The sequence below is a fragment of the Variovorax sp. LjRoot84 genome, from assembly GCF_964254305.1.
Lineage (GTDB): Bacteria > Pseudomonadota > Gammaproteobacteria > Burkholderiales > Burkholderiaceae_C > Variovorax.
In genome coordinates, this window is the sequence record NZ_CAXUTE020000001.1 from 5,770,672 (window position 1) to 5,785,511 (window position 14,840).

Below are 14,840 nucleotides of genomic sequence, written 5' to 3' on the forward strand. Positions count from 1 at the left end.
GAGTCGATGAAAAAGGGTGTCCGGCGCGACGCTGCACGCCCGGGCGCCTGGGCAGCTGGGTGCAGCCGCCGCGTCGCCTTCCGCCCTCTTGTTTGCGTTGCTGTGGGGTCGCTATTTTGCCGCCGCCGGAAGGCCTGGCAACACGTACTACGAAATCATTCGTAGATTTCGGCGTCCGGATCGGTCGCCTCGAGCTCGTAGCTGGCCGCCACCATGGCCAGCCGTCCGATCACGCCGTACATGTAGAAGCGGTTCGGGGCGCTCGCGCCGGGTTTGGCACCCGGTTGCGGTAAGTGCGCACTCTCCGAAAATGCCAAGGGCACGAAGCTCGCACCCGGCAGGTTGAGGTTCTCGTCGGGGCTGCGCTCGGCATGCACCCGGTAGAAGCCGCCGACCACATAGCGGTCCATCATGTAGACCACCGGCTCGGCGACGCCGTTGTGCACGCGCTCGTTGGTCAGCACGCCCTCCTGCACGATCACCTCGCCAGGCTCCTGGGCTTCGCTGGCGGTGCCGGTCTTGTTGTTGCGCGGCCTGCGGCCGAGGGCCTCGAGATCCTTGACGTCGCGCACCGTCATGACACCCATGCCATGGGCGCCGTTGTCGGCCTTGACGACCACGAAGGGCTTCTCGTTGATGCCGTATTCCTTGTACTTGCGCCGGATCTTGGTGAGCAGCGCGTCCACGTGGCTGGTCAGCACGTCCATCCCCTGGCCCTCGGCGACATCGACGCCGCCGGCGCGCGCGTACATCGGGTTGATCAGCCAGGGGTCGATGCCCAACAGCTTGCCGAAGCGCTTGGAAACTTCCTCGTAGCTGTGGAAGTGGTTGCTCTTGCGGCGTACCGACCAGCCGGCATGCAGCGGCGGCAGCAGGTACTGCTCGTGCAGGTCTTCCAGGATGCCGGGCGTGCCGGCCGCGAGGTCGTTGTTGAGCAGGATGGTGCAGGGGTCGAAATGCTTGAGCCCCAGGCGCCGCTTGCCGCGCACCACGGGCTCCAGGCACACGGTCTCGCCGTTCGGCAACTCGATCTTCTTGGGCGACTTGATCGCCGGATCGATCGAGCCCACGCGCACATTGAGCCCCGCCATATGAAAAATCCGCACCAGCCGGGCCACGTTGGCCAGGTAGAAGGTGCTGCGCGCATTGTTTTCCGGGATCACCAGCAGGTTGCGCGCTTCGGGGCAGATCTTCTCGATCGCGGCCTGCGCGGCCTGCACCGCCAGCGGCAGCATGTCATCGGTCAGGTTGTTCCAGCCGCCAGGGTAGAGGGTGGTGTCGACCGGCGCCAGCTTGAAGCCGGCATTGCGGATGTCGACCGAGCTGTAGAAGGGCGGCGTGTGCTCCATCCATTCGAGCCGGAACCAGCGCTCGATGGCCGGCATGGAGTCGAGAACGCGTTGTTCGAGTTCGTTGATGGGGCCGGTCAGGGCGGTGACGAGATGGGGAACCATGCGACGGCCTTGTTATGCGTGTTCTGCGACGAAAGGTGGAGTGGAATTGTAGGATTTGGGGGCGCTGGGGCAGATGACAAGCGCTGCCCCGATCCGCGCCACCTTCAGCTCCGCACTTCGCCCTGGCCCAGCACCACGTACTTGAGCGAGGTGAGCCCCTCGATGCCGACCGGCCCGCGCGCATGGAACTTGTCGGTGCTGATGCCGATCTCGGCCCCGAGCCCGAACTCGAAGCCGTCGGCAAAGCGCGTGCTCGCGTTCACCATCACGCTGGCCGAGTCGACCTCGCGCAGGAAGCGCTGGGCGTGCATGTGGTCGCGCGTGACGATGGCGTCGGTGTGGTGGCTCGAATAGCGGTTGATGTGCGCGATGGCTTCGTCCACGCCCGCGACCACCTTGATGCTGATGACGGCGGCCAGGTACTCCTCAGACCAGTCGGACTCGACCGCGTCCACCACCCGGGCGCCCGGCGGGAGCGCACCGTCGGCGCGCAGGATGCGCGCCGCTGCGGGGTCGCAGCGCATCTCCACCCCCTTGGCCGCGAAGATCGCGCCGATCTCCGGCAGGAAGCTCTCGGCCATCGAGGCCGCCACCAGCAGGCCCTCGGCCGCATTGCAGGGGCTGTACTTCTGCGTCTTGGCGTTGTCGACGATCTTGACCGCCATGTCGAGCTCGGCCGTGTCGTCCACGAAGACGTGGCAGTTGCCGTCCAGGTGCTTGATGACCGGCACCTTGGCCTCGCGGCTGATGCGCTCGATCAGGCCCTTGCCGCCTCGCGGGATAACCACGTCGACGAACTCGGGCATCGCGATCAGCTGCCCCACCGCCTCGCGGTCGGTGGTCTGCACCAGCTGCACCGCCTCGACCGGCAGGCCCGCCTCGGCCAGCGCCTCCGACACCAGCAGCGCGAGCGCCTTGTTCGACTCGATCGCCTCCGAGCCGCCGCGCAGGATCGCCGCGTTGCCGCTCTTGATCGCGAGGCTCGCGGCCTCGATGGTCACGTTGGGCCGGCTCTCGTAGATCATGCCGAAGACGCCGATCGGCACCCGCATCTGGCCGACGCGGATGCCGCTGGGCTGCTGCTTCATGCCGATGACTTCGCCGATCACGTCGGGCATCGCGGCGAGCTGTTCGCAGCCCAGCGCCACGGTCTCGATGACCTTCGGCGTGAGCTTGAGGCGGTCGACCATCGGGGCCGAGAGACCGGCCGCGACAGCGCGCTCGATGTCGCGCGCATTGGCCGGGGCCAGGCCCTCCGCCCTCTCGCGCAGGCGCCGTGCCAGCGCCTTGAGCGCCTTGTTCTTGGTGGCCGCGGAGGCCTTGGCCATGAGGGCGGCGGCCGCCTTGGCCTGCAGCCCCAGGGTCTGCATGTGTTCGTTGACGTTGAACGCGTTCATCCGCGCATTTTCCCACGCGGGCTGCGGGCAGGGCGGCAATGCGTGGAAACGCGGGGTTCGCGAAAGAGGAACGATCGCGCGCTCAGCCCCGGGCCGGCGCCGCGCAGGCCCGGCACAGCATCAGCGCCAGCCGCTGCAGCGCCTGCCAGCCGCCGGCCGGCCAGTCGGGCTGCTTCAGGCCCTTGACGATGCCGTCCACGATGTGCGCGGCGCGCAGCATGCGGGCCAGCGCACGATCGTCCAGCCGCGGCAGCACGCGCTCGAAGGCGCGCTCGCGCGGGCCCCAGATGCGGTTCTCGCGCAGCGCCATGGGCAGCGGCCGGCCGGCGGCCATCGCGTCCTTGACGCGCTTCAGCGCCCGGATGTCCTCGGCCAGCGTGTAGTGCACCAGCACCTCGGCCTCGCCTTCGGCCTGCAGGCCGTCAAGCATGCGCGCGACGCGCTGCGGATTGCCGCCGAGCACGGCTTCGGAGAGCTTGAACACGTCGTAGCGCGCGACGTTGTTGACTGCGCCTTCGACCTGCTCCCACGACAGCTCGCCCTCGGGATGCAGCAGCGCGAGCTTCTGGATTTCCTGGTGCGCGGCGAGCAGGTTGCCTTCCACGCGGTCGGCGAAGAACTGCAGCGTGCGCTGGCCTTCCTCGCCGCCTCTCACGCGCTGGCCCTGCTGCGCGAGCCGCTGCGCGATCCACTGCGGCAGCGCGGCGCGCTCGATGCTCTCGATCTGCAGGCTGATGCCGTTGTTCTCCAGCGCCGAGAACCAGGCGCCGGTGCGCGTGGCCTTGTCCAGGCGCGGCAGCATCACCAGCGTGAGGGTGCTGTCGTTGCCCTGCGCGGCCTCGGCGATCTGCTGCAGCGCGACGCTGCCGTCCTTGCCCGGCTTGCCCGAGGGGATGCGGATCTCGACGATCTGCCGGTCGGCGAACAGGCTCAGCGACCCGCCCGCGGCGAGCACCGCGCTCCAGTCGAAATGCGCGCCGGCCACGGTGTACGAGCTGCGCTCGGTGTAGCCCTGCGTTCGTGCCGCTGCGCGGATCGCGTCAGCCGCCTCCTGCGCGAGCAGCGGCTCGTCGCCGTGGATGGTGTAGAGCGGCTTGATGCCCTTCTGCAGATGGGCTTCCAGCTGCGCGGGGCCGAGCTGCATCAGAGGCTCTTCACCGCGCCCAGCCGCCGCATCGTCTGCTGGGCGATGTCGCTCTGCATGTCGCGGAACAGCAGCTCCGCTTCGCTTTCCTTCGCCAGCGCCGCGGTTTCGTTGTAGGTGATGTCACGCTGCTGCTGGATCTCGGTCGGTGGCAGCAGTTCCTTGCCGCCCGGCGTGCGCAGCCTGAAGCGCATCGTCAGGCGCAGCTGGAGCTCGCGCACCTGGCCGGCTGAATTGGTGGAGAGCACGATGCGCTCGCGGTTTTCGGCAAGGATGTCGAGCACCGCTTCGGCCGTGTCGAGCTTGTCGGCCGGAATCAGCTCGACGGTGCCGGCGGCGCGGATCTGGCGCCGAAGATCGTTCACGAAAGCCGAGCTGCCCGGCACCGCCAGCGTCTTGAACGCGAAGATCGGCGCACGGCGCAGCTCGAAGCCGCAGCCCGCGACCCCAAGCGAGGCCGCCGCGGCAAGGGCGAGAAAGCCGCGACGCGGCAGGAGGCGCTGAGACCGGGTGCGTGTATTCATGCTTTCCTTCATACCACCACGTTGACCAGCCGCCCGGGCACCACGACCACGCGCTTGGGCACGGCGCCCTCGGCATGCTTGGCCAGCACCTCGCTCGCGAGCGCGATCTTCTCGATCTCCTGCTTCGAGGCATTGGCCGGCACGCGCAGCGAGCCGCGCAGCTTGCCGTTGACTTGCAGCATGAGCTCGATCTCGTCCTGCTCCAGCGCGACCACGTCGACCACTGGCCAGGGCGCGTCGAGCAGCGGGCCGTGCAACTTGTCGTAGCCCAGCTGATGCCACAGTGCGTGCGTGATGTGCGGCGTGGCCGGGTAGAGGCAGCGCATCAGGATGCCGAAGCCTTCGCGCACGGCCGCCCTGTCGCCCATGCTGCCGTCGGACTTGAAGCCCTCCAGCGCGTTCAGGAGCTTCATCGCGCCCGACACCACGGTGTTGTATTGCATGCGCTGGTAGTCGTAGTCGATCTGGCGCAGCACGGTATGGACCTCGCGGCGCAGCGCCTTGGCCTCCTTGCCGAAGGCCGAGCGCGGGTCGATAGCGTCGATCTCGATCTCCGCGCTCTCCGCGGCGCTGACGGTCGCCGCTTCGAGCGCCACCCCGAAGTTCCAGACCCGGCGCAGGAAACGGTAGCTGCCTTCCACAGCCGCATCGTTCCACTCCAGCGTGGCCTCGGGCGGCGCGGTGAACATGGTGTAGAGGCGCGCGGTGTCGGCGCCGTACTTCTCGATCAGGTCCTGCGGGTCGACGCCGTTGCGCTCGGTCTTGCCCATCTTGCCGACGCCGCCGTATTCGAGCTTCATACCGTCGGCCAGGGTGCCGCCGGTGGTGCGCCCCTGCGCATCGAGCACGGGCGTCACCTCGGAAGGCGGGAAGTACTCCTTGGCCCCCTTCTCGGTGCGCCGGTAGAAGATGTGGTTGAGCACCATGCCCTGCGTGAGCAGCTTGCTGAAGGGCTCGTCGATCTTCACCAGACCGAGGTCGCGCATCACCTTGGTCCAGAAGCGCGCGTAGAGCAGGTGCAGGATCGCGTGCTCGATGCCGCCGATGTACTGGTCCATCGGCATCCAGTAGTCGGCGCCTTCGGCCACCATGGCCTGGTCGTTCTTCGGGTCGCAGTAGCGCATGAAGTACCAGGCGCTGTCGACGAAGGTGTCCATCGTGTCGGTCTCGCGCCGCGCCGGCTTGCCGCAGACCGGGCAGGCCACGCCGGCGTGGAAGCCTTCGTGCTTGGCCAGCGGGTTGCCCGAGCCGTCGGGCACGCACTCGGTGGGCAGCACGACCGGCAGGTCCTTCTCGGGCACCGGCACCGCGCCGTGCTCCTCGCAGTGGATGATCGGGATCGGCGTGCCCCAGTAGCGCTGGCGGCTCACGCCCCAGTCGCGCAGGCGCCAGGTGGTCTGCATCTCGCCCAGGCCCTTCTGGCCCAGCGCGTGCGCCACCGCCTTGACCGCCTCGGCGTAGGACATGCCGCTGAAGTTGTCGGAGTTGATGGTCACGCCGCGCTGCTTGTCGGCATACCAGTCCTGCCAGCGGTGGTAGTCGAAGTGCGGCTCGTCGTCGACCAATACGACCTGGATGATCTCGATGCCGTACTTGTTGGCGAAGGCGAAGTCGCGCTCGTCGTGCGCGGGCACGCCCATCACGGCGCCGTCGCCGTAGCCGATCAGCACGTAGTTGCCGACCCACACCGGAATCGGCTCGTCGGTGATCGGGTGCCGCACGTGGAGGCCGGTGGGCACGCCCTTCTTTTCCTGCGTCGCGAGCTCGGCCTCGGTGGTGCCCCCGCTCTTGCATTCCTCGATGAAGGCGGCGACTTTCGGGTCTTTCGTCGCGGCATGCACGGCCAGCGGGTGCTCGGGCGCCACGGCGCAGAAGGTCACGCCCATGATGGTGTCGGCACGCGTCGTGAAGACGTACATGAGGCCGCTCTGGATCAGCTTGCCGTGATCGTCCTTGATGTCGTGCAGGAAGGCGAAGCGCACGCCCTCGCTCTTGCCGATCCAGTTCTCCTGCATCAGCTTCACGCGCTCGGGCCAGCCCGGCAGCTTGTGCTGGGTGTGCTCGAGCAGTTCTTCGGCGTAGTCGCTGATCTTGAGGTAGTAGCCCGGGATCTCGCGCCGCTCCACCGTGGCACCGGTGCGCCAGCCCTTGCCGTCGATCACCTGCTCGTTGGCCAGCACGGTCTGGTCGACCGGGTCCCAGTTGACGAGCTGGGTCTTGCGGTAAGCGATGCCTTTTTCGAGCATCTTCAGGAACAGCCACTGGTTCCACTTGTAATAGCTGGGGTCGCAGGTGGCGATCTCGCGGCTCCAGTCGATCGCCAGCCCCATGGCCTGGAGCTGGCTCTTCATGTAGCCGATGTTCTCGTAGGTCCATTGGGCCGGCGGCACGCCGTTCTTGAGCGCCGCGTTCTCGGCCGGCAGGCCGAAGGCGTCCCAGCCCATCGGCATCAGCACGTTGTAGCCGCTCATGCGCAGGTAGCGCGTGAGCATGTCGTTGATCGTGTAGTTGCGCACGTGGCCCATGTGCAGCTTGCCGCTGGGATACGGCAGCATCGAGCAGGCGTAGTACTTCTTCTTGCGCGCGTCCTCGGTCACGCGGTAGGCATCGGCCGCCGTCCAGGCGGCCTGGGCAGCGGACTCGACGTCGCTGGGTTTGTAGCTGGGGTTCATTGGGCTTGGGGCAACAGCCCGGCATCAGGCGGCCGGGGAATGCGGATTATCGCGGGTGAGGAAGCTCAAGGCTTCCTGGTGGCTGGCGCTTCGGTCACGAAGCCGATGCGGCTCAGCCCCGCCTTGTTCGCGATGCCCATCAACTCGACCACCTTGCCGTAGGGCACGGTCTGGTCGGCGCGCAGCTGGACCTCGGTGTCGCGGTTGGCGGCGGCGGCCTTCTCGAGGCCGGCCGCGAGCTCCTCGACACTCACGGCCTGGTCGTTGAGGAAGACCTTGCCCTGCGCATCCACCGCGAGACTCACGAACTTGGGCGTGTCGGCGGGCTGGCCGGCGTCGCTGCGCGGCAGGTCGAGCTTGATCGAGCTGGCCATCAACGGGGCGGTGATGATGAAGATCACCAGCAGCACCAGCATCACGTCCACCAGCGGCGTGACGTTGATGTCCGACAGCGGCCGCTGCCCGCCGGCGCCGATCGCCCGCCCGCCGGTGGCGGTGCTGCCGAGCGAGGTGCGACCGAAGGCCATGGGTTCTGCGCCCTTCTCAGACCGGCATCGGCCGCGCGGGCGGCAGCGGCGCTTCGCGCTGCGGCTCGTCGCCGAGCGCGCCGAGCAGGTCGTGGGCGAAGCCTTCCAGCTCGGCCTCGATTCGGCTGACCACGCGGCCGAACACGTTATAGGCGAGCACGGCCGGAATCGCGACCGCGAGGCCGAAGGCGGTCATGATCAGCGCCTCGCCAACCGGGCCGGCCACCTTGTCGATGGTGAATCCGCCGGATTCCCCGGCAATGCCCACGAGCGCGCCGTAGATGCCCCAGACCGTGCCGAGCAGCCCGACGAAGGGTGCCGTGGCGCCGACCGTAGCGAGCAGGATCTGCCCGGCCTGCAGGCGCCGCAGCGCGGCATGCAAGGCGTCGCGCAGGGCGCGCGTGAGGCGCTGGGCGCGGTCGACCGCGCCGCCGAGCGTGGCGGCATCGGACTTGGCGGCCAGGCTCCTGACCGCGCTCACGGCCGGCCAGACCAGGGCCGCGCGGTCGAAGGCCCTGAGCTTCTGCTCGGCGTCGCCGAGCGACGGCGACTGCCAGAAGGCCGCGATGCTGCGCACCACGTCGCGCGTGCCGCCGCGCAGCAGCCAGGCCTTCCAGAGGATCACGACCCAGCTGGAGACCGACATCAGGAGCAGCAGCACGGCCACGGAACGGCTGACGCCGTCGCCGTGGGTGAGCAGCTCCAGAACACTCATGCCGAGGGCGGGCCCTAACGCAGGCCGAGGACGTCGAACATGTCGAACAGGCCGCTCTGCTGCCCGGCCAGGAAGCGCACCGCACGCAGGCTGCCCTGCGCATAGGTCGCGCGGCTGGCCGATTTGTGCGTGATCTCGATGCGCTCGCCGGTGCCGGCGAACAGCACCGTGTGGTCGCCCACGATGTCGCCGCCGCGGATGGTCGCGAAGCCGATGGTGGACGGGTCGCGCTCGCCGGTGACGCCCTCGCGCGCATAGACAGCGCATTCCTTGAGGTCGCGGCCCAGCGCATCGGCAATCACCTCACCCATCTTGAGCGCGGTGCCCGAGGGTGCGTCGACCTTGTGGCGATGGTGCGCCTCGATGATCTCGATGTCGTAGCCGGTAGCGAGCGCCTTGGCCGCCATTTCGAGCAGTTTGAACGTGACGTTGACGCCGACGCTCATGTTGGGCGCCATCACGATCGCGATGTCTTTCGCCGCCGCGGCGATCTCGGCCTTCTGCGCGTCGCTGAAGCCGGTGGTGCCGATCACGGCCTGCACGCCGAGCTCGCGGCACACGGCCAGATGCGCCAGCGTGCCTTCGGGCCGCGTGAAGTCGATCAGCACCTGGGCGTCCTGGAGGCCGGTGCGCAGGTCGGCCACGATCGGGACGCCGCTCGTGAAGCCGAGAAAGGCAGCCGCATCGCTGCCGATCGCGGGACTGCCGGCGACATCGAGCGCGCCGGCGAGGCGGCAGTCCTGCGCCTCGCGCACGGCCTCGATCAGCATGTGCCCCATGCGCCCGGAAGCGCCGGCGATCGCGATGCGGCGCAGCGGGGGAATGGAGGGAGAGGAAGAATCAGTCACGCGTTTCAGCCTTGAAGCCTGGAAGAAAGCCGGCCGGCGCGGCCGGCGCGCGCTAGCGCGATGCTTCGAGCGGGGGATAGCTCGGCGGCAGCGGAGGCAGGGAGGCGGCGGACTCGCCGTCCGCCTTCTTGTCCTTGGCCGGATCGAATTTCTTGAGCTGGTCTTCCGAGGCTTCCAGGGCCGGCACCTTGCCGCTGCGCTTGCGGGTGTCGAGCGCGGCGACGAATTCTTCCTCGCTGGGCATCGGGTCGCCTTCGAAGCGTTCGAGCACTTCGCCATTGAAGAACACCGTCAGCCGGCGTTGCTGGGGCTCGACGCCCTGGCGCCGGATCGTGAACACGTAATCCCAGCGATTGGAATGGAAGACGTCGTTCAGCAGGGAGGTGCCGAGGACTTCGCGCACCTGCTGGCGCGACATGCCGGGCTTGAGCAGCTCGACCTGCTCCTTCGACACGAAATTGCCCTGGACCACGTCGACCTTGTAGGGAGTGATGGCATGCAGCGCATTGCGCGAGCGCTCGGTGACGCTGCTGCAAGCGCCGAGGCAGAGGCTCCCAGCGACGGCGCCGACGAGCAGCCAGAGGCGGCGTTGTGGAATGTCAGGCATGGGCAAAAGGGCAAAGAGGGGTAGCGATATGATCGGGCCATTGTAGCGGCTGCCCCCCGGCGTGCCCCTCTCGCACAGCCGGCGCAGGAACCATCATGGGCAACATCGACGAACTGAAGAACACCGGCCTCAAGGCCACGCTGCCGCGCCTCAAGATTCTCGAAATCTTCCAGAACGGCGGCCAGCGCCACATGACGGCGGAAGACGTGTTTCGGGTGCTGCTCAACGAGCACTCCGACATCGGCCTGGCCACGGTCTACCGCGTGCTGACGCAGTTCGAGCAGGCCGGCATTCTCGAGCGCAGCCATTTCGAGAGCGGCAAGGCGGTCTACGAACTCAACGAGGGCAAGCACCACGACCACCTGGTGTGCACCTCCTGCGGCAAGGTCGAGGAGTTCTACGACCCCGAGATCGAACGCCGCCAGCAGATGATCGCGACCGACAAGAAGTGGATCTTGCAGGACCACGCGATGTCGCTCTACGGCCTGTGCGGCGACTGCGCCAGCAAGCGCTGAACTGAAAGACGGTGGCCGCCGCCGGGCCGCCCCAAGGCGGGCCGCGCCTCCCCCTTGGGGGGGTGGAGTTACACGCAGCGCAGCGAAGCGAAGTGAAAAGCCGGGGGGCTAATCGTCCTCGCGGGCGCCTTCCATGGCCTTGTGGTGGCGGGCGACGAAATCGGCGTAGGTATCGATGCCGCGCAGCTGCAGGATCGAATTGCGCACCGCCGCTTCCACCAGCACCGCGATGTTGCGCCCGGCCACCACCTGGATGATCACCTTGCGCACCGGAATGCCCAGCACGTCCTGGGTCAGCGGCGCCGAAGGCATGCGCTCGTAGTCGCGTTCGAAGCTGTCGCGCCGTACCAGGTGCACGATCAGCTTGAGGCGCATCTTCCGGCGCACCGCCGTCTCGCCGAAGATCGCGCGGATGTCCAGCAGGCCGATGCCGCGCACCTCGAGCAGGTTCTGCAGCAGCTCGGGGCAGCGCCCTTCCAGCGTGGTCTGGTTGATGCGGTAGAGGTCGACCGCGTCGTCGGCCACCAGGCCGTTGCCGCGCGAGATCAGCTCCAGGCCGAGCTCGCTCTTTCCGAGTCCCGACTCGCCGGTGATCATCACCCCCAGGCCCAGGATGTCCATGAACACGCCGTGCATCGAGGTGCGCTCGGCGAAGTGCTTGGAGAGGTAGGCGCGCAGCAGGTCGATCACGAAGGCCGAGGATTCCCGCGTGGCGAACAGGGGCAGTTGCGCCCGCTCGCAGATCGACAGGAGTTCGTCGGGCGCCGGCTGGCCGTCGGCCAGCACCAGCATGGGCGGCTCCAGCGTGACGATGCGGGCGATCCGCCGCACGCAATCGTCGGGCGTGCCGCGCGTCAGGTAGGCGACCTCGCGCGCACCGAGAATCTGCACGCGATAAGGATGGATGTAGTTGAGGTAGCCCACCAGGTCGGCGGCCGACTGGGCGCGGCTGATGACGCCGGGGTCGAACTGGCGCTCCGAGGCGCCCAGCCCCGCCAGCCACTCCCACCGGAGCGAGCCGCGGAACTCCTCGAACATCGCGTCGGCACTGATGACGGTCGGCTTCATGCGCCAGACTGTCTCATGCGGATGCGCTTCAGGCCACCTGGGCGGACTGCCATCCTGCGATCAGGGCGTGGAGCGCGGCGGCGTCGGAGCTCGACTTGATCTGCTCGCGCAGGCCGGCATCGCTGAGCAGCTCCGCGATCTCCGAAAGTATTTCAAGGTGTTTCTGGGTGGCCGCTTCGGGCACCAGCAGGAAGATCAGCAGCACCACCGGCTGCTCGTCCGGCGCGTCGAAACCGATCGGATTCGCGAGCTGGAACACCGCGGCCATCGGCGACTTGAGGCCCTTGATGCGCCCGTGAGGGATGGCCACGCCGTGGCCGAGGCCGGTGGAACCCAGGCGCTCGCGGGCGAACAGGCTGTCGGTGATGAGGGCACGGCCCAGGCCGTGCAGGTTTTCAAACAGCAAGCCCGCTTCTTCAAAAGCACGTTTCTTGCTGGTGGCGTCAACGCTCACGAGGACTTGAGCGGGCGGCAGGATGGACGCGAGTCGGTTCATGTTGGGGCGGGGCGGGGGCGATTATGCACCTGCTCCGCAAAAAGCAAAGGGCCGCCCTGAGGCGGCCCGCAAGAGTATTTGCCCGGAGAGGTACTACATCACGCGCTTCGGCGCCTCGTGATGGTGGTCCTGCAGGCGGTCTTTGTGACGGACCACCTGCCGATCGAGCTTGTCCACCAGCTCGTCGACCGCGGCGTAGAGATCAGCGTGGCTCGATTCCGCGAACATGTCATTGCCCTTGACGTGAATATTGCATTCGGCGCGTTGCCGGCGTTCCTTTTCCTTTTGCTTTTCCACCGTGAGGATCACCTTCACATCGACCACCTGGTCGAAATGGCGGGTGATTCGGTCCAGCTTGCTCGTAACGTAGCTGCGCAAGGCGGGGGTGACGTCGAGGTGATGACCGCTGATCGTCAAATTCATGAATGACCTCCTGGATTGACGGTTGGGGAAAAAGACCCCGCTTCAGGGTGAAGCGTGGCCGGCGAAATGGGGAAACGCGGGGGAAGGAAAGAAGAAGGAAGGGGGAGGGAGAGGAACGGGGGAAGGTCGGTTCACTATGCCCATGCTGTCATCGAATTGCAATCCCTTCCATGGCAAACCCCGGCATCGCCCGCCCACGCTCACGGCGCGCTATCGATTTGATAGTGCTAAAGACCTCGCGCGGCGCTCAGCGCCACGCGGCCCGCATGCGGCTCAGCAGATCGATCGTGGCCGCCGGCGGCGGTACATGGGGTGCGCGTTCGGGCGGCGGCGGCCAGGTCTGCTCGTCGAAGCGCTCGGCATCGGCGGCCGAAATGAAGCGCGTGCGGCCGGCGTACAGATGCCGGTCGCCGCGCGCCGCCTGCTGCGTGACGTAGAAGCGCTGAGGCACCAGCAGGTGCAGGTGATCGCGCGCGCGGGTCATCGCCACGTAGAGCAGGCGCCGCTCCTCCTCCAGCTCCTGTGCGCCCTGCGCCACGTCGGCGGGGATGCAGCCGTCGACCACATTGAGCACGTGCACCGAGCGCCACTCCTGCCCCTTGGCGGAGTGGATGGTCGAGAGAATCAGGTAGTCCTCGTCGAGCAGCGGCGGACCCGGGCGGTCGCTCGTCGCTTCGGGCGGATCGAGCGTGAGTTCGGTCAGGAAGCGCTCCCGCGAGGCATAGCCCGAGGCCAGGCGCGCGAGCTGCTCGACGTCGCCGCGCCTGAGGCCGGCATCGTCGTGAAGCCGCTCGAGGTGGGGCAGATACCACTGCAACGCGAGCTCCATGTCGGCCGGCCAGGCGAGCGTGGGCGCGCGCAATTCGGCATAGATGGCCGCGAAGCGCGCCCACTCTTCCTTCGCGGCGGCAGGCGGCACGAAGGCCTGCACGACGGCACCGGGGTCTGAAGCCTCGGCCATCGCGTCGAGCAGCCGCGTGGAGCTGACCGGCCCGATGCCCGGAATCAGCTGCGTGACGCGAAAGCCCGCCATGCGCCCGCGCGGATTCTGGGCGAAGCGCAGCACCGCCAGCAGGTCCTTCACATGCGCGGCTTCGAGAAACTTGAGGCCGCCGTACTTGACGAAGGGGATGTTGCGCCGCGCCAGCTCGAGCTCGAGCGCGGCGCTGTGGCTCGAGCTGCGGAACAGCACGGCCTGCGATTTCAGCGCCAGACCGCCTTCGCGGTGCGCGAGCACGCGCTCGGCCACGAAGCGGGCCTGCTGTGCTTCGTCGGGCACCAGCACCAGCTGCGGCCGTCCGGCCGAGGGCTTGTCGGTCCAGAGAGTCTTGGCGTGGCGCTCCGCAGCGGCGGCGATCACCGCGTTGGAGACATCGAGGATGGGCTGGGTCGAGCGGTAGTTGCGCTCCAGCGTGACCACCCGCGCGGGCTGCGTGAACTGCTGCGGAAAGTCGAGGATGTTGCGCACCGTCGCGCCGCGGAACGAGTAGATCGACTGCGCGTCGTCGCCGACCACGGTGAGGCCGCGGCCGTCGGGCTTGAGCGCGCGCAGGATGGCGGCCTGCAGCAGATTGGTGTCCTGGTACTCGTCGACCAGCACGTGGTCGAAGCGCGCGCCGATCTGCGCCGCCAGCGCGGGCTCCGCCACCATCTCGGCCCAGTACAGTAGCAGGTCGTCATAGTCGAGCACCTGCTGCGCCTGCTTGGCTTCGACGTAAGCGCCGAAGAGGCGCTTGAGCTCGGCCCCCCATTCGGCGCACCACGGAAACGCATGCGCGAGAACCTCGGCCAGCGGCGCGCAGCTGTTGACGGCGCGCGAGTAGATCGAGAGGCAGGTTCCCTTGCGCGGAAAGCGCCGCTCCATGGACGCGAGGCCGATGTCGTTGCGCACCAGGCCCATCAGGTCTTCGGCATCGCCGCGGTCGTGAATAGTGAAGTTCTCGTGCAGGCCGATCTGCGCCGCGTGTTCGCGCAACAGGCGCGCGCCGATGCCATGGAAGGTGCCAGCCCAGGGCAAGGCCGGCGGCGCATCGGATTTCAGGCCGAGCACGCGCGCCAGCACTTGGCCCGCGCGGCGCTCCATCTCCTGCGCCGCGCGGCGCGAAAAGGTCAGCAAGAGGATGCGCTGCGGATCGGCGCCGCGCGCGATCAGGTGGGCCACGCGATGCGCGAGCGTGCTGGTCTTGCCTGAGCCCGCGCCGGCAATCACGAGCAGCGGCCGCTGGTCTTCCGGAGCCTCGCCGAGGGCCGTGCCGACACCGTGCTCCACCGCCGCACGCTGCTCGTCGTTGAGCGTGGCGAGCGCGGCCGCGAGGCGCTCGGCCTGGCTCGTGGGTGCGGGTGTCGCGAGGCTTTGCATCGCCGCGACTTTACTGGATGTCCATCCAGATGCCAGCGGAAAAGCGCCGGGGCCGATGACATAATCGCGCCTCGCTGCAACCGGAGACTTT

The 14,840-nt window shown here is 67.9% G+C and carries 14 protein-coding genes; 1 reads left to right on the forward strand and 13 read right to left on the reverse strand.

Going from position 1 to position 14,840, the window contains the following annotated elements; all coding sequences use genetic code 11:
- Positions 1–155 precede the first annotated feature (155 nt).
- The 9 genes from gshA to ACSQ9I_RS28505 all read right to left on the reverse strand — a co-directional run bounded on the left by gshA (position 156) and on the right by ACSQ9I_RS28505 (position 9,888).
- On the reverse strand, positions 156–1,454 hold the full coding sequence (gshA, locus tag ACSQ9I_RS28465; RefSeq protein ID WP_093109951.1) for a glutamate--cysteine ligase: 1,299 nt from the start codon (positions 1,452–1,454) through the stop codon (positions 156–158).
- A gap of 104 nt (positions 1,455–1,558) precedes the next feature.
- Positions 1,559–2,851, reverse strand: coding sequence for a glutamate-5-semialdehyde dehydrogenase (locus ACSQ9I_RS28470; RefSeq protein WP_093109950.1), 1,293 nt, complete (start codon positions 2,849–2,851; stop codon positions 1,559–1,561).
- Between the two features lie 82 nt (positions 2,852–2,933).
- Positions 2,934–3,995, reverse strand: coding sequence for a DNA polymerase III subunit delta (holA, locus tag ACSQ9I_RS28475; protein ID WP_093109949.1), 1,062 nt, complete (start codon positions 3,993–3,995; stop codon positions 2,934–2,936).
- Complete coding sequence (locus tag ACSQ9I_RS28480) at positions 3,995–4,519, reverse strand: LPS-assembly lipoprotein LptE (protein WP_093109948.1); 525 nt, start codon at positions 4,517–4,519, stop codon at positions 3,995–3,997. The genes holA and ACSQ9I_RS28480 overlap by 1 nt, the downstream gene beginning before the upstream one ends.
- An 8-nt stretch (positions 4,520–4,527) precedes the next feature.
- A complete protein-coding gene (gene leuS / locus ACSQ9I_RS28485) occupies positions 4,528–7,191 on the reverse strand; it encodes a leucine--tRNA ligase (protein ID WP_436315368.1) in 2,664 nt (887 codons plus the stop codon).
- A gap of 65 nt (positions 7,192–7,256) precedes the next feature.
- Entirely contained in the window at positions 7,257–7,718 is a 462-nt protein-coding gene (locus ACSQ9I_RS28490) for an ExbD/TolR family protein (protein ID WP_436315369.1), read from the reverse strand.
- Between the two features lie 16 nt (positions 7,719–7,734).
- Entirely contained in the window at positions 7,735–8,433 is a 699-nt protein-coding gene (locus ACSQ9I_RS28495; protein ID WP_436315370.1) for a MotA/TolQ/ExbB proton channel family protein, read from the reverse strand.
- 14 nt (positions 8,434–8,447) lie between these two features.
- Positions 8,448–9,248 carry a 4-hydroxy-tetrahydrodipicolinate reductase gene (dapB, locus tag ACSQ9I_RS28500; protein WP_436315846.1) on the reverse strand — a complete coding sequence of 267 codons (801 nt, stop codon included), beginning with the start codon at positions 9,246–9,248 and terminating at the stop codon, positions 8,448–8,450.
- A gap of 85 nt (positions 9,249–9,333) precedes the next feature.
- On the reverse strand, positions 9,334–9,888 hold the full coding sequence (locus tag ACSQ9I_RS28505; protein ID WP_436315371.1) for an outer membrane protein assembly factor BamE: 555 nt from the start codon (positions 9,886–9,888) through the stop codon (positions 9,334–9,336).
- A gap of 95 nt (positions 9,889–9,983) precedes the next feature.
- Between ACSQ9I_RS28505 and fur the strand changes: the two genes are divergently transcribed.
- Positions 9,984–10,403, forward strand: a complete 420-nt coding sequence (gene fur, locus ACSQ9I_RS28510; RefSeq protein WP_093109943.1) for a ferric iron uptake transcriptional regulator — start codon at positions 9,984–9,986, stop codon at positions 10,401–10,403.
- Between the two features lie 108 nt (positions 10,404–10,511).
- Here the strand turns inward: fur and hprK are convergent, their stop codons facing one another.
- The 4 genes from hprK to ACSQ9I_RS28530 form a co-directional block, all read right to left on the reverse strand.
- Positions 10,512–11,471 (reverse strand): HPr(Ser) kinase/phosphatase, encoded by a 960-nt coding sequence (hprK, locus tag ACSQ9I_RS28515; protein ID WP_093109942.1) that lies wholly within the window; start codon positions 11,469–11,471, stop codon positions 10,512–10,514.
- Positions 11,472–11,499: 28 nt separating this feature from the next.
- Positions 11,500–11,967 carry a PTS sugar transporter subunit IIA gene (locus ACSQ9I_RS28520; protein ID WP_093109941.1) on the reverse strand — a complete coding sequence of 156 codons (468 nt, stop codon included), beginning with the start codon at positions 11,965–11,967 and terminating at the stop codon, positions 11,500–11,502.
- Positions 11,968–12,060: 93 nt separating this feature from the next.
- Positions 12,061–12,390, reverse strand: a complete 330-nt coding sequence (hpf, locus tag ACSQ9I_RS28525) for a ribosome hibernation-promoting factor, HPF/YfiA family (RefSeq protein WP_093109940.1) — start codon at positions 12,388–12,390, stop codon at positions 12,061–12,063.
- A 247-nt stretch (positions 12,391–12,637) separates the two neighbouring features.
- Positions 12,638–14,749, reverse strand: a complete 2,112-nt coding sequence (locus tag ACSQ9I_RS28530) for an ATP-dependent helicase (protein WP_436315372.1) — start codon at positions 14,747–14,749, stop codon at positions 12,638–12,640.
- Positions 14,750–14,840 lie beyond the last annotated feature (91 nt).